At 68.3% G+C, this 18,928-nt stretch carries 17 protein-coding genes; 5 read left to right on the forward strand and 12 right to left on the reverse strand.

Annotated features, from left to right (window positions below; translation table 11 throughout):
• Window positions 1–80: 80 nt before the first annotated feature.
• Complete coding sequence (locus HNR40_RS05855; RefSeq protein ID WP_184958887.1) at window positions 81–350, reverse strand: hypothetical protein; 270 nt, start codon at window positions 348–350, stop codon at window positions 81–83.
• A 121-nt stretch (window positions 351–471) separates the two neighbouring features.
• Here HNR40_RS05855 and HNR40_RS05860 point away from each other — a divergent pair, with 121 nt between their 5' ends.
• Window positions 472–1,197, forward strand: a complete 726-nt coding sequence (locus HNR40_RS05860) for a DUF5919 domain-containing protein (RefSeq protein ID WP_184958888.1) — start codon at window positions 472–474, stop codon at window positions 1,195–1,197.
• 10 nt (window positions 1,198–1,207) lie between these two features.
• The gene (locus HNR40_RS05865; RefSeq protein ID WP_184958889.1) at window positions 1,208–1,681 is read left to right on the forward strand and encodes an NUDIX hydrolase; all 474 of its coding nucleotides are present in this window, start codon (window positions 1,208–1,210) and stop codon (window positions 1,679–1,681) included.
• Window positions 1,682–1,961: 280 nt separating this feature from the next.
• Here the strand turns inward: HNR40_RS05865 and hisC are convergent, their stop codons facing one another.
• Window positions 1,962–3,017, reverse strand: a complete 1,056-nt coding sequence (hisC, locus tag HNR40_RS05870) for a histidinol-phosphate transaminase (RefSeq protein ID WP_184958890.1) — start codon at window positions 3,015–3,017, stop codon at window positions 1,962–1,964.
• A 101-nt stretch (window positions 3,018–3,118) separates the two neighbouring features.
• On the opposite strand from hisC, the gene HNR40_RS54240 reads away from it, so the two are divergent.
• The 3 genes from HNR40_RS54240 to HNR40_RS05885 are packed head-to-tail and all read left to right on the forward strand — an operon-like array spanning window position 3,119 to window position 8,065.
• Window positions 3,119–3,805, forward strand: coding sequence for a TetR/AcrR family transcriptional regulator (locus tag HNR40_RS54240; protein WP_184958891.1), 687 nt, complete (start codon window positions 3,119–3,121; stop codon window positions 3,803–3,805).
• Between the two features lies 1 nt (window position 3,806).
• A complete protein-coding gene (locus tag HNR40_RS05880; protein ID WP_184958892.1) occupies window positions 3,807–6,335 on the forward strand; it encodes an ABC transporter ATP-binding protein/permease in 2,529 nt (842 codons plus the stop codon).
• Window positions 6,332–8,065, forward strand: coding sequence for an ABC transporter ATP-binding protein (locus HNR40_RS05885; RefSeq protein WP_184958893.1), 1,734 nt, complete (start codon window positions 6,332–6,334; stop codon window positions 8,063–8,065). Before HNR40_RS05880 ends, HNR40_RS05885 begins: the two co-directional genes overlap by 4 nt.
• A gap of 154 nt (window positions 8,066–8,219) precedes the next feature.
• On the opposite strand, the gene HNR40_RS05890 is transcribed toward HNR40_RS05885, so the two are convergent.
• The 10 genes from HNR40_RS05890 to HNR40_RS05935 all read right to left on the reverse strand — a co-directional run bounded on the left by HNR40_RS05890 (window position 8,220) and on the right by HNR40_RS05935 (window position 18,873).
• Window positions 8,220–9,023, reverse strand: coding sequence for a phosphotransferase family protein (locus HNR40_RS05890; RefSeq protein WP_184958894.1), 804 nt, complete (start codon window positions 9,021–9,023; stop codon window positions 8,220–8,222).
• Complete coding sequence (locus tag HNR40_RS05895; RefSeq protein ID WP_184958895.1) at window positions 9,020–9,310, reverse strand: hypothetical protein; 291 nt, start codon at window positions 9,308–9,310, stop codon at window positions 9,020–9,022. Before HNR40_RS05895 ends, HNR40_RS05890 begins: the two co-directional genes overlap by 4 nt.
• Before the next feature lie 23 nt (window positions 9,311–9,333).
• On the reverse strand, window positions 9,334–9,789 hold the full coding sequence (locus tag HNR40_RS05900; RefSeq protein WP_184958896.1) for a GNAT family N-acetyltransferase: 456 nt from the start codon (window positions 9,787–9,789) through the stop codon (window positions 9,334–9,336).
• 53 nt (window positions 9,790–9,842) lie between these two features.
• The gene (locus HNR40_RS05905) at window positions 9,843–10,463 is read right to left on the reverse strand and encodes an RloB family protein (protein ID WP_184958897.1); all 621 of its coding nucleotides are present in this window, start codon (window positions 10,461–10,463) and stop codon (window positions 9,843–9,845) included.
• Window positions 10,463–11,734, reverse strand: coding sequence for an AAA family ATPase (locus HNR40_RS05910; RefSeq protein WP_184958898.1), 1,272 nt, complete (start codon window positions 11,732–11,734; stop codon window positions 10,463–10,465). Before HNR40_RS05910 ends, HNR40_RS05905 begins: the two co-directional genes overlap by 1 nt.
• Window positions 11,735–12,195: 461 nt before the next feature.
• Complete coding sequence (locus HNR40_RS05915) at window positions 12,196–12,852, reverse strand: NUDIX hydrolase (RefSeq protein ID WP_184958899.1); 657 nt, start codon at window positions 12,850–12,852, stop codon at window positions 12,196–12,198.
• A 10-nt stretch (window positions 12,853–12,862) separates the two neighbouring features.
• Window positions 12,863–14,659: a DUF4434 domain-containing protein gene (locus HNR40_RS05920; RefSeq protein WP_184958900.1), complete on the reverse strand. Its 1,797-nt coding sequence runs from the start codon at window positions 14,657–14,659 to the stop codon at window positions 12,863–12,865.
• A 49-nt stretch (window positions 14,660–14,708) separates the two neighbouring features.
• Window positions 14,709–15,797, reverse strand: coding sequence for a glycosyltransferase (locus tag HNR40_RS05925; protein ID WP_184958901.1), 1,089 nt, complete (start codon window positions 15,795–15,797; stop codon window positions 14,709–14,711).
• Window positions 15,798–15,815: 18 nt separating this feature from the next.
• Window positions 15,816–17,093: a nucleotide sugar dehydrogenase gene (locus HNR40_RS05930; RefSeq protein ID WP_312896196.1), complete on the reverse strand. Its 1,278-nt coding sequence runs from the start codon at window positions 17,091–17,093 to the stop codon at window positions 15,816–15,818.
• 115 nt (window positions 17,094–17,208) lie between these two features.
• A complete protein-coding gene (locus HNR40_RS05935) occupies window positions 17,209–18,873 on the reverse strand; it encodes a glycosyltransferase family 4 protein (RefSeq protein ID WP_312896197.1) in 1,665 nt (554 codons plus the stop codon).
• Between the last annotated feature and the right edge of the window lie 55 nt (window positions 18,874–18,928).

Consider the following 18,928-nt stretch of genomic DNA (forward strand, 5'->3'; position numbering starts at 1 on the left):
TGACTGCGGACGCCGGGGACGGCGGCGCGAGGACGGCCACAGGGGCAGCGGTGCAACCGCCACGCCCATTCGTCGGCTCGCTACGCATCAGCGACCCCGCGCGCGACGCCGGTCTCTCTGTCGCGCCGGAATTGGACCAACACTCTGCCGTACACATACGAGGAGTTGAGCGCCGCGCTGTTGAGCCAAGCCTGCCGGATGACCCCAACAATCGATTTACCGGGCAGGCTCTCGATCGCCTCGGCCATATGCGCATCGGCACGCTGGAACTCGTCGGTGATACCAAGCGATGCGCAGCTATCGCCGTTCCCGACGTACCAGGCGTACAAGCCATCCATGTCTGAACGCATGTCATACATGGTGCGAAAGAGCGAGGGGACGCCGGAACGTCCAGAAGGACATTACAGGGACGTCCTGGAGTCGTATAAAGGCCCCATGCCTCTCCCAGCGAACGACCGACTACATACCGCAATGCTGCGATCAGGCGTGACCAGAGCCGCTCTCGCCGACGCCGCAGGTGTCGACGTCAAGACGGTGACCAGATGGATGAACGGCCGCGTTCCCCATCGCGCCAATCGGCTCGCCATCGCAGCGACCGTCAATGAGGATGAAGCCACGTTGTGGCCCATGACCCGGTCGGACCAAACCCCCGGCGGTGTGGTGACAAGCGAAGTCGTCGGCGCCTACGCGCATCGCGTCGATGTTCCCGCTTCGCTCTGGGAATCCCTCCTGGTCGGTGCCCACGAGACCATCGATATCGTGGGTTATTGCTTCCTGTTCATCTGGGAGCAGCACATCGACCTCCCGAAGCTCATCGCCGCGAAATGCGCGGCGGGTGCCCGAGTTCGGATCGCTCTCGCCGACCCCGATTACGAGCACGTCCGGGAGCGGGACGAACTCGAGCAGCTCGGCGGCACTCTGCCCGGCCGTATCCGCAACGCCCTCAACCACATCCGAGAGTTGCGCGAGGTGCCCGGCGTGCACATTGGCCTCCATCAAGTGCACCTCTACTCGGCAATCTACCGGTTCGACTGCGAGATGATCGTCACCCCGTATCTTTACCGGGCCCGCGGCTACCAGCACCCGGCCCTCCACCTCCGTGAGCTTTCTCCGCATGGCGTCTTCACACGATACGCCGACCAGTTCGAGCAGATCTGGGGCACAACCAAGAGACTGGAGTCCGTCACGGCGGGGTAGGGCCGTCGGCGTGGCGCGCACCGATTACTACAACGACCCAGCAGCGCCGGCCCCGAACTCGATCGTGCCCGGTGGCTCGGCGGTCGTCGTCGACGAAAAGGGCCGTGTGCTTCTGCATGAACGGCGCGACAGCGGGCTGTGGTCACTACCGAGCGGCGTGATGGATGTCGGCGAGACGATCGCTGCCGCAGTGGTGCGCGAGGTCCTGGAGGAAACGGGGATTGCGGTCCAGATCACGGGCCTCGTCGGCATCTACAGCGACCCCCGGCATGTGATCGCCTACAGCGACGGTGAGGTACGTCAGCAGTTCAACGTGTGCTTCAGCGCCCGGCCGGTGAGCGGTACGCCGCAGGCCACCGACGAGGCGCGAGAGGTCCGCTGGGTCACCCGCGGCGAACTCGACGAGCTGGCCCTTCATCCGACGCAGCGGCTACGGCTGGAGCATGCCCTCGATCCAGAGCGGCGGGAACCCTACATCGGCTGAAACGTGGCCGCCCGGCCAATGAACCGGGGCCGCCCCGGCCAACCGGAGTCGCTCCCCGCCCAGCAATCGCTCTCCGCACAGCGCAAGCCGTGTGCCGGAGGCGCACGCAAAGGCAGGCGGCCCGAGCGGAGCGATGACCTCCAGGGGCCGGAGCCACGGCCCGGCTGGAGACACGCGCGGAGCGAAGCGGAGCACCTCGCATCCCGGGCAGGCTCCAACTGCCCAACCACTTAGCTGGGCAACGGGCGGGCCCCAAAAGACGCGCGAAGCGCCTTAGCCTTTAGCGGAACGCGGCGGCCGCCTTGAGGAAGGTGTCGTTGGCCTCGGGGTCGCCGATGGACACGCGTGCCCCCTCACCGGCGAAGGGACGCACGGCCACGCCCTCCATCCCACACGCAGAAGCGAACTCCAACGTACGGTCCCCCAGCCGCAGCCAGACGAAGTTCGCCTCGGTGGGCGGCACCTCCCATCCCTGGGCGATGAGCGCCTCCCGGACCCGCGTGCGTTCCTTGACTACGGCATCCACCCTGGCCAGCAACTCGTCCTCCGCCTCCAGCGAGGCGAGGGCGGCGATCTGGGCGAGGCTGTTGACGGCGAAGGGGATGGTGACCTTGCGCACGGCCGCGGCCACCGGCTCGTGTCCGATCAGGTAGCCGACCCGCAGCCCGGCCAGGCCGTACGCCTTGGAGAAGGTGCGCAGCACGCAGACGTTGGGGCGCTCGCGATAGATGTCGAGGCCGTCGGGGACGTCTTCGTCGCGCACGTACTCGCGGTAGGCCTCGTCGAGCACCACGAGCACGTTGGCGGGCACCCGGTCCAGGAATGCCGTGAGCCGGTCCCGCCCAATGGGCACGCCTGTGGGATTGTTCGGGGTGCAGACGAAGATCATCCGGGTCCGGTCGGTGATGGCGTCGGCCATCGCGTCCAGGTCGTGTTCCTCGTTCACCAGCGGCACCCGTACCGAGACCGCACCGGCCAGGTCGGCCAGCAGCGGGTAGGCCTCGAACGAACGCCAGGCGTAGATCACCTCGGCGCCCGGTTCGCTCACGGTCTCGAACAGTTGCTGCGCCACCGTCACCGAGCCCGGTCCCAGGGCGACGTGCTCGGCGGGCACGCCGAAGCGGGCGGCTAGCGCCTCGGTGAGCCGCACTGATGCCGGGTCGGGGTAGCGGTTGATCTGCCGCGCGCCTTCCGCGATCGCCTCGACGACCGAAGGCAGCGGGTCATAGGGGGATTCGTTCGAGGACAGCTTGTGGGACCGGCCGTCGGCGCTGACGACGGCCTTGCCCGCCTTGTACGCGGGCATGGTGTCCAAAATGGCGCGGAAACGAGGCATGGCCACACTGTAATCCCCGGTCCGCGCCTCTTGCGCTACGCCCGCCCGTCTCCTAAGTTATGGGCCATAACTAAGGTTAGCCTTACCTATAGGAGCGAGCGGTGCGGACTGGTGGGCGGACAGCCACGTTCAGCCACGAGGACGTGGTCGCCGCGGGCGTACGCATCGGGCTGCAGGACCTGACGGTCCAGGCGGTCGCGGATGCGCTCGGCGTCACCCCCACCGCCGTCTACCGGCACGTGCCGAGCCGCGCGGCGCTGGAGACCCTGGTCGGCGAAGCCATCCTGAACGAGCTCACGCTCCACGACGACCCGGAGCACCCCACCGCCGCGCACCTCGTGGCGTTCGGCCGCCAGTTGCGGCGGTTCACGCTCGCCCATCCGGGCACCGCCCAATACCTGCAGCGGCTGTTCCCACGCGGCCCGTCCGGCGTCCGGCTGCTCGAAACGCAGATCAGGACCCTGGCCGGGCGCGGGTACGCCCCCGCGGCCGCCACCGTGCTTAGCTCCGCCGTGGCCACGGTCACCATCGGGATCGTCGCCGCCGAACAGGCTCAGGACGCCCAGGCCCGGATCGACCCTCCCGGCGCCGAGGAGAACACCCGCGAGGCCCTGGCCGCGATGGCCGGTTCGCCGCTGGTGCAGGCAGCCAGCCTGGGCATCCCCGCCCACACCGCCGACGACTACTTCGAGCTGGTCCTGACCTCGCTCGCCGAAGGGCTGGTGGCCAAGCTCCCGCCCGGGCGCGACGTGGCCGACCTGGCCGCCGCACTACGAGAGGAACACTGAGATGGCCCGCGGCTACGGCGGGGTGGTGATGAAGGCGTTCGGCGCCGACGAGCACACGCTCACCGTCGTGTCGTACACCGACATCACCCCGCACTTCCGGCGCATCACCTTCCACGCGCCGACGTTGTTCGACGGCCCGCCGATCGAGCCGGCGAGCTGGGTACGCATGTGGGCCCCCGACCCGGAACGCGCAGGCCGCGAGCACCAGCGCGGCTACACCCTGGTCGCCCCGGACAGTGACGCGTGCGAGGTCAGCCTGGAGTTCGTCCTGCACGAGCCGGCCGGTCCCGCCTGCATCTGGGCGCGCGGGGTGAAGGTCGGCGACACCGTCCAGGTGAGCCGGTGGTCATCCGGCCAGTTCACCGCACCCACACCGGAGCCCGACGGATACCTCCTGGTCGGCGACGCGGCCGCGCTGCCCGGGATCAACGCGATCCTGGCGGCGGTGCCAGAGACGACCCCGGTCGAGGTCATCCTGGAGCGCTTCCACGACGACGACCTGCACATCCCGCTCACCGCCCACCCCCGCGCCCGGGTCACGTGGGTGCCGGCGACCGGCGACGACTCCGTGCTCGCCCGCGCGGTGGAGGATCGCGACTGGTCCGACTGGTACGCGTGGGTGACCGCCGAGTCCGCCGCCACCAAGCGGGTGCGCGAACGGCTGAAGGAGCTCGGCTTCCCGAAGGCGGACGTGAAGTCGCGGGCGTACTGGATCAAGGGCAAGGCCATGGGCGTGGACCGCCCCACCGAGAGCGAGGAGCGGCCGGAGACCCCCAAGCGGACCGGGCAGTGGCGTTCGCGGGCCGGCGCCCGGCTGCTGGCGCCGCTGAAGTCGCGGCTCATCCTGGCCGGTGTCTTCCAGGCCGTGGTCTCGCTGCTGCAGCTCGCGCCGTACCTCATCCTGGCCGAGCTGTGCCGCCGCCTGCTGGCCGGCGGCGCGGTGGCCGCGGGCGTGACGGAGCTCGGGCTGCTCGCGGTGGTACTGCTCGGCGTGGGCACGACGCTGGCCGGGGTGCTGGTGGCGGCCATGCACGTGCTCGACGCCGGGTTCGGCCACCACGTCAGGGCGAGCGTGGTGCGCAAGCTCGCCCGGGTGCCGCTGGGCTGGTTCACCGACCGCACCTCCGGCAAGATCAAGCAGGCCGTGCAGGACGACGCGGCCAGCGTGCACTACCTGGTCACGCACGCGGTGCTCGACATCGTGGCGGCGGTGGTCACGCCGCTGGCCGTGCTGGGCTACCTGTTCACCGTCTCGGCGGGGCTGGCCGCGATCCTGCTGGTGCCGCTGGCCTTCTACGGCGTCCTGACCGGGCGCATGGTGGCCGCCTCCAGCGCGGCGCTGCCGAAGTTCTCGGTCTGGGAGACGCGGGTCGCCTCGGAGGCGGTCGCGTACGTGGACGGGCTGGCCGTCGTGCGCGCCTACGACGCCGGGCCCGCCGGCGGCTTCCGCGCCACGCTGGAGGAGCGCGCCCGCTTCCTCGACGCGTGGCAACGCCCGCTCGGCGGCCGCAAAACCGTGGTCGACCTGGTCACCAGGCCGCTGACATCGCTCCTGCTGATCATCGTGACGGGCGGCCTGATGGTGGCCGGCGGGGTGCTGAGCGCCGCGGATCTGCTGCCGTTCCTGCTGCTGGGGGTCACGTTCGGGGCGCAACTCCTCGCCGCGGGGTACGGGCTCGGCTCGGCCCGCGAGGCCCTCGACGCCGCCCAGCGGATCGGACTGCTCCTCGACGAGCCCGAGCTCCCCGAACCCGACGCGCCCCGGCCACTCCCGGCCGGCGAAGGCCGCCCGGTGCGCTTCTCCGGCGTCTCGTTCGGCTACACCCCGGAACACGAGGTCCTGTCCGGCATCGACCTCGAACTCCGGCCGGGCACCGTCACCGCCCTCGTCGGCCCGAGCGGCGCCGGGAAGTCCACGCTCGCCGCGCTGCTGGCCCGCTTCCACGACGTCACGGCCGGCCGTATCACCATCGACGGCGTGGACCTGCGCGAACTCCCCCTCACCGACCTGTACCGGACGGTCGGCTTCGTCTTCCAGGACGTCGCGCTGATCCGCGGCAGCGTCCACGACAACATCGCGCTCGCCCGCCCCGACGCCACCCGCGAGGAAGTGGAACGGGTGGCCCGCGCCGCCCAGATCCACGACCGGATCATCCGGCTGCCCAGCGGGTACGACACCATGCTCGGCGACGAGGCCCGGCTGTCCGGCGGCGAGGCGCAACGCCTCACGATCGCGCGGGCGCTGCTGGCCGACCCGGGCGTGCTCGTGCTCGACGAGGCCACCGCCTACGCCGACCCGGAATCGGAGCACCAGGTTCAGGAGGCGCTGAGTCACCTGGTGGCCGGCCGTACCGTGCTGGTGATCGCGCACCGTCTGCACACCGTGGCCGGCGCCGACACCATCGTCGTGCTGGACGGCGGGCGGATCGTCCAGCAGGGCGCGCACGCGCGCCTCATCACCGAACCCGGGCTCTACCGCGAGCTGTGGCAGGCCACATCCATCATCGAGCAGCCGAAGGCCTCCGCATGATCTTCCAGACCCTCCGCCTGGCCGGCGACCGTGGCGCCGCCGTCCGCTACGCCAGCTTGCTCACGCTGAGCACCATCCTGCGGGCCGGCGCCATGCTGAGCCTGGTGCCGCTGCTGTCCGCCCTGTTCTCCGCGACCCCCGCCGACGCGCTCCCGTGGATCGCCGTCCTGGCCGCGCTAGTCGCCGCCGGATGGGCAAGCGACTACGCCGTCACCGGGGCCGGTTTCGCCATCGGCTTCGGCCTGCTCAACAACCTGGAAACGCAGATCGTGGACCGGCTGCAGCGCATCCCGCTGGGCTGGTTCACCAGCGAGCGCCGCACCGGCGCGCAGCGCACCCTCACCTCCTCCGGCCGCGAACTCTGCCAGGGCATCACGCACCTGCTCACCCCGACCGTCAACGCCCTCGCCCTGCCGGCGCTGATCGGGGCCGGACTGCTGTTCGTCGCATGGCCGCTGGGTCTGGTCGCGCTGGCCGCCGTCCCGCTGCTGCTGGGAGCGCTGTGGCTGAGCGGGCGCTGGCTGCGCGCCGCCGACTCCTCCTACGACGCCGCCTCCGGTGAGCTCGCTCAGCGCGTCATCGAGCTGGCGCAGTCACAACCGGCATTGCGTACGGCCGGCCGTACCGGCGTGGAAGGAACCGCGATCGGACGGGCACTCACCCGCCAGCGCAAGGCCGCGCTGCGCCTGATCGGACTGGGCATCCCCGGCCAGCTGGTCTTCGGATTCGCCACCCAGGCGGCGCTCCTCGGGCTGGCCGCCACCGCCGTCACCCTGGGCGTCTCCGGCGAGCTGAACGCGGCCGAGGTGGTCGCGGTGATCATCGTGATCGTCCGGTTCATCGAACCGTTCACGACGCTGGCCGACCTGTCCCCCGCGCTGCAGAACATGCGCGGCACCCTCGCCCGCGTCCACGCCATCCTCGACGCCCCCGCCCTGGACCCCGCCCAAGGCGACGAGGAGATCCTCCCCCGCCGAGACGCCGCCGCACTGGAACTGCGCGACGTCCACTTCGGCTACGAGCCCGGCCACGACACCATCGCTGGCGTCTCCCTCACCGTCGAACGCGGCACCACCACCGCGGTGGTCGGCCCCTCCGGCGCCGGCAAGAGCACCCTGCTGGCGCTCATCGCCCGCTTCCACGACGTGGCCGCCGGCGCCGTCCACGTCCGCGGCCACGACGTCCGCCACTACGACCCCGCCGTGCTGATGGGCCAGTTGGGCATCGTCTTCCAGGACGTGTACCTGTTCGACGCGAGCCTGTACGACAACGTCCGCCTCGGCAACCCCGCCGCCACCGAGGACGAGATCCGCGCCGCCGCCACGGCCGCCCAGCTCGACGAGATCATCGTCCGCCTCCCGAACGGCTGGGAAACCCGCGTCGGCGAACGCGGCACCTCCCTGTCCGGCGGCGAACGCCAGCGCGTCAGCATCGCCCGCGCCCTCCTCAAGAACGCCCCCCTGCTCCTGCTGGATGAGGCCACCGCCGCCCTGGACACCAACAACGAACGCGCCATCATCGGGGCCCTGGAATCCACCGGCCAGGACCGCGCGACGCTCATCATCGCCCACCGCCTCAGCACGATCGCCCGCGCCGACCAGATCGTGTTCCTGGAGGCGGGCCGCGTGGTGGAGTCCGGCACCCTGCCCGAACTCCTGGCCCTGAACGGCCGCTTCGCCGGCTACTGGCGCCAACGCGAACAGGCGGCCGGCTGGACCCTCGTCCCCTGACCCGCCGCTTCGAACCTCTAGCGTCCTCCCACCTCTTCGTAGAGGTGAGGGAGGTCCTTCTGTCAGATGTTTCTCAGAGCAGAGCCTGTCCGGTGTTGTTAGAGCGGGGCCTGTCAGGTGTTCTTGTTCTCAGAGCAGGGCCTGTCCGGTGTTGTTACAGCAGGGCGAGCATCCGCTCCGCCGGCGCTGCCGCGCGCGTGCGCAGCAGCCAGAACAGCGCAAGTAGCCGACGGCACTCGGTGAGCCTGGCGGTCTCCTCGGCCGTCAGCTCCAACCGCTCCAGAACAGCACCCATCCCGTTGGAGTCGTCGCGCCAGACCGAGATGTGCTCCAGCACCTCGGCCAGCTCGAAGGCCCGGTCACTGCGTCCCGCGTACTCGAAGTCGACCAGACGGATGCGGCGTCCATCCCAGAGGTAGTTGGCCAGGTTTCCGTCACCGGTGCCGAACACCGGGGTGCCCGGCCGCGCCAGCCGTTCCGCCAAGCCCTGCTGCCCCGCCCACGCGCCCGCTTGATGAAGCGCGCCCGCGACCCCTTGGCGGAGCCCGTCCGCGCCCACTTGGTGAAGCCCGTCCGCGGCTGTCCCCTCTTCCTGGCCTTTCGCGAACCAGCCCCGCACCTGCTCAAGCAACGCGCCCGGATCACCCGCCCGCGCGGGCATCTTCTCCAGTACGGCCCGCGGCACCGACCGCTGCACCCTGTCCACAGCCTCAGCCACCGCGTCAGCCAGAACACCTTGGACAGCTTCGTCCACAGGCGAGCCCGCGACTCGCGACATCACCACACTCGGCGGTTCGCCGTCCAGATCGGCGCTCACCGGCGCGGGCGCCAGCCCAGGCGCGTACCGATCGAGCAACCCCAGCGCCCGCCACTCCCGCTCCGGCTGCCCGTGCTCGACGGACCGGTAGCGCTTGACGACCACGCCAGGCCCCAGCTCGATCGCGTGCGTACTCCTCACGACAGCTTGGCCCGCACGATCTCCCCCAGCGGAACGTCCGCCACCTTCCGCCACCGCTTGGGACGCCGCCGCCCGACCCACTGCTCGACCTGCTCCTCCACCGCCTCGTCCACAACACCGATGGCGGCTTCCAGGATCTGGTGCGCCCGGTGCCTGTTGGCGCGGTGCGGGACGCGCTTGTTGCGCCGGATGTTCTTGCGAGAACTCTTGTCATTCTCGCCATAAGCGTTGCGCCGGTCCTTGGCGTAGCTCAGCAGCTTCTTCTCCTGCGGCGTTCGCTGTCTCATACACCGCCCTCCCCGATCATTCCTCAGAGAAGCCTGGTCATGAACACGCTGTTGGGATCAGGCCGGTAACCACCGAACGGATCACAATAGCCGAATCCGAACCGCTCGTAGAGCCTGCGCGCCGGCAGAAAGAACTCCTCCGACCCCGTCTCCAGGCTCACCCTCCCGAACCCCATGCCCCTGGCCTCGCCAAGAATGTGCTCCAGCAACCGAGACGCGATGCCACCACGCTGCCGATCCACCGCGGTCCGCATCGACTTCAACTCGGCATGCCCGGCGTCCAACCTCTTGACCGCCCCACACCCGACCACGGTTTCACCGTCGAGCATGGACCAAAAGGTGATCCCCGGCCGACGAAGCCCATCAAGATCAAGAGCATGCGTACTCTCCGGCGGCGAAATGGCCCGCAACTGCCGCACATGCTCCTCAAGAAACTCGGCGATCCGCACCCCAGACAGATCATCCACCACAATCCTCATGCCACCCCACTGTACGACCGCCCCGTTACACCAGGATTTCGGCGGATGACATCTCAGCCCTTGCCCTCCAGGCTCCACAGGAACGTGTACATCCCAGAAGACGGATTGTCGTGAGGAAAGACTGTTCCGTTCTGATCATGCCGGACGTCGAGTCTCTCGGCATGACGCGCCGCCTTCTTCCGCATGGGCATGTACGTTTCGGCGTCGATACTCTTGCCGGGTCTCCCATCCAACCTGCGCGATAACCGTTCCGCCGACTCGGTGTCCATGAAGGCGCCGCAAGCCTGATGGTGCAGCATTAACCAGATCTCGAAGCACGGGTTGGATATCGCGAGGTTGGTGTCGTTGGACTGCGCGAGATTGACCGCCTGCGCGAGGTTCGGATGATTCAGTGGCCACTCAACATCAAAAGGCACCAGCATTTCATCCACCTCCGGATCCTTGTTGTACTCTACGGCTCTGCGAACCAGCGTGAGCGGAACGCCGTGATCGGGATGGATGTGGATGCTCAGCGCGGTGTTCTCGGCTATGTGCGCCAGCTTCTTCAGCCCATTGATGTAGTCGGGCTCCGAGTTCCGGCCTTCGCAGAAGACCACGATGGTGCGGAGCTCAAGGCGCTTTTCCGCCTGCCGCCGCAGTGGCCTGCCACCCCTTTGGCGGCCCTTCGCGGCCATCAGCCGACCAGCCCGAGCGCCCGCAACAGCGCGTGCTGTTCCACTTGGGGAAGCGCGCCAAACCTGCCATGAAGATAGGCATTTTCCAGGTTCTGCGACTTCCGGACCCGCTCTCCCGCGAAGTCGGCCAGCGCGCCGAGACGAGTGGAACCGTCCGGGCGTTTTTCCGTCAGCCATACCTCGTCTCTGTTGAGAGAATTCAACAGGCTGGCATCATGGGACGTGAAGACAAGCTGGGCGCCGCGCGGATTGGTCACCGGGCTGTGGAAGATGCGGAGCAACTCGGCAGACAAGGTCGGATGCAGACTCGCATCCAGTTCGTCAAACAGAACGGCAGTGCCCGCCCTGAGCGCGGTCAGAACCGGACCGATGAGTGCGAACCATGTCCTGGTTCCTTCTGATTCGGCGTTCCATTCGAACGGCATGGTTTCATTCAGCGTTTTGTGGAGCAGGCGAAACCGGCGTCGAGCTCGGCCACCGGCGTCGGAATAGTCCTGGTCCTCTATGATCACGTCCTCGATGCCGAGATCGGCGAGCCGCAGCAGCGACAGCGCTTGTTCGCGGCCCCCGATGACGCCGACGTCAAGCTCGCTCTCCCCGAACAACGAGAGCTGATCCCCCGGCTGCTCGAACCAGCGAAGGGTCGAGAGCGGAGCCGCACCGGGTGGCATGCCACGCATTCGGCGCTTGGCCGTTTGCCCAAGCACGTGCATTCTCATGAGGCTCGTGGTGAAGTCCGTCACGAGCGGCTCGTCGAACCTCCGCGCGACCGAGAGCGCCAAGGTGCGTTGCGTCATCAGTTCCCGCGTGCCGGACAGACCCCCGAGTCCACGCTGGAGCTTCAGCTCCAATTCCTCTCGCTCGAAGACTCTCCGCCGCTTCTTCTCCGGGTAGTGGAAGAGCCCTTCGTAGACGACCTGTTCACGATCCAGTTCAAGCAAGTACTCGAATCGCACACCCTTGATCGCGATCTCGACGCTGAAGCTGCTCGGGGTGGCCGGGCCGTCTCCGAAAGCGAAAGGCTCGATGGGGATCTCGTCATCCCAGATGCGTAGAGAGTGCCGTACGGCATCGCGCAACCAGACCAGCGCGTCGATCACGTTCGACTTACCTGAGGCATTCGGGCCGTAGATCGCCGCTATCGGCAGAAGGCTCTCTCCGAGCAGGGAGACCGGACGTGCCTCCTCTCGATCACGATCGATCGCGACCATGGAGAGCTCGATGGGTTCGCTGATCGAACGGTAGTTGGCAGCCGAGAACCTGATCAACACGTTCAGACCTTACCTTGCGTCATTGGCTTCGACACAGGGCCGGAATCGTAAGGATCTCACGAAAACGTGGCTCAGTTGGCAGGCTTGCTGCAGTTTACTTGGTTGGCTGACCTCTTTTTTGAGGACTTGGATGGTGGATACACGTGGCTGGGGTGTCGAGGTTCGGCGACCCCTCCGGCTGTGCCTGGGCTTGCCCCTTGGGGGAGGCGCCTGAGCGGAGCGAAGCCCTACAGGGGTCGGGCCCTCGGCCCGACTGGAGAAGCGCGGGAGCGAAGCGACCACATCTGTGGCGGGGTGGGCATCAGCTGGTTAACACCCCAACTGGGCAACGGGTGGGCCTGGGAGGGCGCCTGAGCGGAGCGAAGTCCTTTGTGGCGGGGTGGGCATCAGCTGGCTAACACTCCAACCGGGCAACGGGTGGGTCGTGGAAAAACGTCTGAGCGACAGCGAAGTCCTTGCCCTTAGGAGCGGAGCATCGGGGGGTGGAGGAGTTCGGCGGGGCCGCGTTTGTAGAGTTTGGCTGGGCGGCCGCCGTCCCGGGTGGTGGTGGCTCCGGTTTCCACCAGGAAGCCCTCTGCCTTCGTTACCTTTCTGTGGAAGTTGCGGGGGTCCAGGAGTCTGCCCCACACGATCTCGTACACCCGCCTCAAATCCGCCACCGTGAACTCCGGTGGGCAGAAGGCGGCGCCCAGTGACGTGTACTCCAGCTTCGCCCGTGCCCGTTCGATGGCATCCAGCATGATGCGTCTGTGGTCGAAGGCCATCACGGTCAGTTCCGCCGCCGGGATCCACGCCATGTGCGCCTTCTCCGACGCCGGCAAATCAGGGGCCAATCCCAAATAGGCCACGCTCAGCACGCGTTGCCTCGGGTCACGATCCGGGTAACCGTACGTCTGCAACTGCTCCAAGTGCACGGGCGCGCCCGGCAAGCCCGCTCGTTCGGCCAAGATCCGGCGGGCCGCGTCCGGCAGGTCCTCGTCCAGCTGGATGAAGCCACCCGACAGCGACCATCGCCGGAGAAACGGCGGGTTGTCCCGGCGCCAGACCAGCGCGCTCAGTGCCTGGCAGCGCACCGTGAGCACGACCAGGTCCACGCTCACCGGGACGCTCGGCACCATGCTCCGCACGTTACACGCTGATCCGGACCCGAAGCGGTTCCGTCGCCGCCTGTCCAGAGGGGAGCTTCACCCCGATGCGGATCCATTCCCCGGGCGGCACCTGTGACCAGTCGAAGGGCACCCATGCGGTCTGCAGGCCTTCGGCGAGGCTGGCGTCCTGGGGGGCCTTGTCCAGCCAGCCCACGCCCGCGATGTCGAGGTCCTTGGTGCCGCCGCTCCATTCGACGGTGATGCTGCCGCCTTCGAGGTTGTAGCCGCGTATTTCCATGCCGTCCTGGATGTCGCGGTTGCGGCGGATGGCGTCCACGGCGATGGGGCGGGCGTAGTCCTTGATGATCTCCTTCTCCAGGGACGGGTCGCCGCAGGTCATGTAGTCGCTCCACATGTAGGAGACGACTTTCTGCACGTAGCGGCCGGCCATCGTCACGGCCTGGTCGAGGCGCTTCTTGTCGGTCTTGCCGCGGGTGCCCTGCGGGGTGCAGGGCTGGTCGCCGGAGGGTTCGAAGGCTTCGACGTTGGCCCAGAGGTCCACTTTGAAGCCTTCCGCGAGCATCTGCTCGCGGGCGATGGACATCTCGCGGTAGTAGTCGCGGGTGGAGCCGTGGTAGGCGTCGCCGTACGTGCTCTCGCCCACGAGCGACCGCAGGCGGGGGTCGACGTCGTCGTCGCGCTGGTCGGGCCAGAAGAGGCCGACCTTGCCGGTGCCCCGGCTGTCCTGCGGGGCGATGATGCCGACGCCGGTCCTGGCCAGCGCCTTGAACGCCTCGGCCACCTGCAGCGGTGTCTGGCCGAAGCCGACCCGCTTTCTGGCGTCCAGGTAGGGGCTGATCAGGATGGGCTTGTCGGGAAGCTCCTGTTCGACGATCTCGTGCTGGTCGGCGTAGACGTGGAGCGTGGGGTTGCTGGTCAGCGTGGCGCCCATCTGCACTTCGAAGGGCTGGTAGACGCCGCCGAGCGCGGCGCGGCCCTCGAAGCGGGCGCCGTAGTCCTGCAGGATGCGGCGGGTGAGCGTGGTCAGTGCGCCGATGTGGGCGGGGTTGGCCCTGGTCGGGGTCTTCTGGTCGCGCGGGGCCAGCGGCAGCGCGGGGAAGACGCGGACGCCGAACTGGTCGCCCAGCTTGAGCAGCTGGGTGAGGCTGTCCATCTTCGACGCTGCGACGAGGATCAGGTCGTACTTGCCCGCCCCGTCGAAGTTGCAGCTCGCGTCGTCGGAGCCGTCCATGGGCGCGATGAGGCGGAAGTAGACGCGCTTGTCGACCTCGATGGTCCGTTCCACGTCGGTGCAGCGGAAAATGCTGGTGCTGTACGACTCGTCGGTCCGGTAGACGAAGGTCCTGGCGATCCGGTTGCCCGGGTTGAACTTCTTGAGGTCGTCCTCCGCCGCCTGGCGGCAGGTCCTGCCGTTCTCGACGCATCCGGCGTAGAGGTCGTCGACCTGGTTGTTGTCGCGGCGCAGGATGCGGCCCTGGTCGTCGATCGGCCGGTACTGCATGCCGTACCCGATCCTGATGACGGTGTCGCCGCCGACCCGGTGGATCTCCTGGAACTGGTGGCGCCAGGTGCACGGGTTCGACTTCGGCATGATCCAGTAGCCGGTGACGGCGTAGGTGTACTTCTCGTCGGTGTCGAAGGTGCCGCACGGGTCGCTGAACTCGGAGACCTGTGGGGTCGGCTGCTCCTTGGTGGGGCTCGCGACCGGCTTGCTGCTGGTCTTGATCGGTTTCTCCGAGGAGGAGGGCAGCACGATGACCACAGCCGCGACAGCGGCGAGTATCGCTACGCCCAGGAGTACGAGGAGCCAGCGCACGTTCAGGAACCTACCGCCCTCGTGATGTGCCGGAAATAAACAGCCAGAGCTACTTCTTCACCCCGGCCCACGCCTCAAGCTGGGCGACGAACCGCTTGGCGGAGTTCGGCCAGTGGTGGTTGGCGCGGGCCGCCGCGTAGCCTCGGGCGCCCTGCCCCTGGCGTTCGCGCACGTCGTCGCGGAGCGTCAGCACCGCCTGGGCCACGGCCTTGGGGTCCTGCCACGGCACGACGACGCCGCTGTCGTATCGCTCCACCAGCTCCACCGCGCGCGGCGACGGGGTGGTGATCACGGGGATGCCGTGCGCCATGTACTCCACGATCTTCGTGGGCATGGAGTGGCGGTAGTTGGGTTCGTCGTGGAGCAGCGAGAGCCCGGCCAGCGCCCCGTCGAGCCGCTTGAGCGCCTCGTCGTTGGGCATGAAGTCGCGCCATTCGAGCACGCCTTCGGCCACGGCCTCGTTGAGCATGGGACGGCTCTGCGGGTCGGCGTAGCCGATCAGCTCGACCGACACCTTGTACGGCTGCAGGATGCGGGCCACCTCGACCGCCTCGCGTACGCCGCGTGCCCAGGACAGCCAGCCGAGGTAGACGACCCGGTCGCCGCCGGGGGCGGTGACGGTGTCGGGCACCCAGGTCTCGTTGGGCACGATCAGGTGGGCGTGCTTGAACCGGCCCGCGTACGCGGTCTCGGCCAGCAGCAGGTGAAGGTGCCGCTCCGCCGTACCCTCGAGGAGCCTCGCGAAGAAGCGGACCGGCGGGCGCAGGAACGACGGCAGCCAGTGCTTGAGCGAGAGCGTCGCCGGCGTGTCCTCGTGCACGTCCCAGACCACGGGCGGGCGTTTGCGCACACCCCAGACCGCGAAGAGCAGTTCGGGGTCGTGGATCAGCACCAGGTCGACCTTGGACCGCATCCGCTTGAACAGCTTGCGGGCGGCCAGCACGGCCGAGATCCGCTTGCGCTCGGCGGCGCGCGGCAGGTCGACGCTGTTCACCCAGGAGCGGGGAACGACTCCGCGCGCCGTGTACGGCGCGGCGTACGTGACCTCATGACCGGCATCGACGAGCGCGCGGATCTGCCGGTGCAGGATCCTGGCGTCCTCGGGGTGATGCACCACCGTCATGACGAGCACGTGCACTGCGCGCAGCCTCCGTCGCTACAGCCGCTCGACGCGTTCACCCTCGGTGAGCACACCGCGGGTGTCCAGCACGAGCCGGGCCTTCTCCTCGATCATCCCGAGGTCGAAAGCGGCGTGCTTCTGCAGCAGCAGGGTCACGTCCGCTTCCACTACGGCCTGGGCCAGATCCTCCTCACGCGGCACCGGAGTGCCGTCCACGAGCCATTCCTTGACGTGCGGGTCGACGTAGGAGAGGTCGGCGCCCAGTTCCAGCAGGGCCCTCGCCACCGGCAGGGCCGGCGTCTCCCGCTCGTCGGCGATGTCTTCCTTGTAGGTCACGCCAAGCATGACCACCTTGGCGCCGTTGACGGCCTTCTTATGCCGATTCAGCAGGCGTTGCGCGCGGGCCACCACGTACGACGGCATCCGCTCGTTGATCTCCTGGGCCAGCTCGACGAACCGGAAGGGGTAGCCGAGCTTGCGTACCGTGTACGAGAGGTAGGACGGGTCGACGGGGATGCAGTGCCCGCCGACGCCCGGTCCTGGCAGGAACTTCTGGAATCCGAACGGCTTGGTGGCCGCGGCCTCGATGGCTTCCCAGAGGTTGATGCCGAGCTCGTCGCAGAAGATCGCCATCTCGTTGACGAGGGCGATGTTGACGTGCCGGTAGGTGTTCTCGAGCAGCTTGGCCATCTCGGCCTCGCGGGTGCCGCTGACGGGCACGACCTGCTCGATGAACTGCGCGTAGAACGCGGCGGCGCGGTCGCGGCACGGGGTGGTGTAGCCGCCGACGACCTTCGGGGTGTTCCGCAGGCCGAACTTTGGGTTGCCCGGGTCGATGCGCTCGGGCGAGAAGGCCAGGTGGAAGTCCTGGCCGGCGATGAGACCCGAGGTTTCGAGCAGCGGGCGGGCGACGTTGTCGGTGGTGCCCGGGTAGGTCGTGGACTCGAGCACGACGAGCGTGCCCTTGGTGAGGTTGCGCGCGACCGTGCCGGTGGCGCCTTCGACCGCGGACAGGTCCGGGCGGTGGTCCTCGTCCAGCGGGGTGGGCACGCAGATGACGATGGTGTTGCTCTTGGCCAGCACGGACTCGTCGAGCGTGGCGCTGAAGCCGTTGTCCAGCATGTGCTCGAGATCGGCGTCCGTCAGATCATCGATGTAGGACTGACCGGCGTTGAGCGCGTCGACCTTGCGGGGGTCGACGTCGACGCCGACGACCCGCAGTCCAGCCGCCACGGCCTCCTTGGCCAGCGGCATGCCGACGTATCCCAGGCCGATGACAGCCAGATCGATGACAGGCCGGTCGATTTCTGTCACAGCTGTACCTTGGCGAGCCGGAAACAACACTTCATGGTCGCAAAGGTTATCTCAAGTCCACTCAGCTCACGCCTAATGCGAGCGAACCCGTCACAACCGGCAGGCAAATCCCGGGTCATCGTTCGTCAAGGGATCGGTAGAGCGTTCGATAAGTCTCCGCAACGCGGCTCCAGGTCCGCTTGGCGGCCACTTCAGCCCGTCCTGCCTCACCCATCTCAGCACGTCTGGCGGGGTCCTCGCGGAGCGCGGCAAGCGCCTTCGCGAGCTCTTCCGGGTCTCCGGGCGGCACGAGCAGGCCGGCGCCGTCCGAGCCGACAAGCTCCGACAGAGCGGGCAAATCGCTGAGTACGACGGGCTTCCCGAGCGCCATCGCCTCGACGGGTTTCAATGGCGTAACGAGTCGGCAAACCCGCAGGTCCTCCCTAGGGCAGACGAAGATGTCGATCGCCGCCTGAGCTTTCAGCGCTTCTTCAGGATCGACCCGGCCGGGCAGGATCGCGCTGTCCAGGCGCAGCTCCTTGACCAGTTCGAGGAGGTTCTCCCGCTCGCTGCCGTCGCCGACGATCAGCGCGCGCACCGGGGTGCCCTGGTCGCGCAGGTACGCCGCCGCCCGCAGCAGGGTGGCGAACCCCTCATAACCGACGATGCTGGAGACCGAGCCGACCACGATCTCGCCGTCGGCGATCCCCATGTCCCGGCGGAACGCGCCGCCGTCGTAGGAGACGCTCAGCAGCGAGTCGTCCACGGCGTTGGGCGCGAGGTAGATGTTCTCGCGCGGCACCCCGCGCTCGACGATCTCGGTGGCCATCGTCTCGGCCAGCGTGACGACCGCGTCGGCCTCGCGCATGAGGAACGCCTCACGCTCGCGCTGCAGCACCGCGCGCTGGCTGCCGGTACGCACGCCGGGATCACGCGAGACCCAGGTCTCCTCCAGGAACCCGCGCACCTCGTAGACGAAGGGCGTGCCGGTCCGCTGACGTACGGCGTGGGCCACCGACCCGTTGCGATGGTCGGTCGCCGCGTGCAGAACCTGGGGCCGCAACTTTTCGACCAGCCGGGTCACCTCGTCGGCGCCCCTGATGATCCGCCCGGTGGTCTCGAAGGGCATCTCGCCCCGCCCGTCCGGCAGGAGCCGGTAGTACGGGATGCCGTCGACCTCGTCGAACGGCGTCGCGTCCGCGTGCCCCTGGAGCATCGGCCAGCCCCAGCTGGTCACGACGTGCGGGTCGAGCCCGGCCGCCTTCTGCGCGGTGACGATGCGGTGGGTGCGCACGGTGTATCCGGCCTGCGTGTACGGCAGGGCGTTGGTGACACAGTGCAGAACCCGCCCGGGAACCCGCTCACCGACCTCCACGGCCGGCTTCGGCGGGATCGGATCGGGGCTGATCGCGGCCAGCTCGCCCCGGTAGTAGGCGGCCCTGCGCTTGACGAAGGGGTATTTGACGTGGGGATCGAGCACCTGGGCCGCTTCGGTGATGCGGCCGGCGTCCCAGTGGTCCTTTGCCTCGTTCCACGGGCCCTGGACCGCGCGCATGCTGATCTTCCGCACCGCCCAGCGCACCTTGCGGGCGGCGGGCCAGGCGACCTTGCCCACGATGGGACGCAGCACCGGCGGAAGCGCGTCCGCGGCTGCCTGGGCCACCCGCACCGGATCCGACTTCACCTTCGTCACGACGACGCGGGAGACGATGATCGGGTGCTGGACGAAGCCTTTGAGTAGTCCGCCGACGCCCGCACGGGCCGACTTGGCGGAAACCTTGCGTCTGGCGTCGGATACCACGCGGTGACCGTACCATAGGCAACGTTTTTCCCTATTCGCAATGAAAGGCGAGGTC

The organism is Nonomuraea endophytica, assembly GCF_014203235.1.
Classification (GTDB): Bacteria; Actinomycetota; Actinomycetes; order Streptosporangiales; family Streptosporangiaceae; genus Nonomuraea; species Nonomuraea endophytica.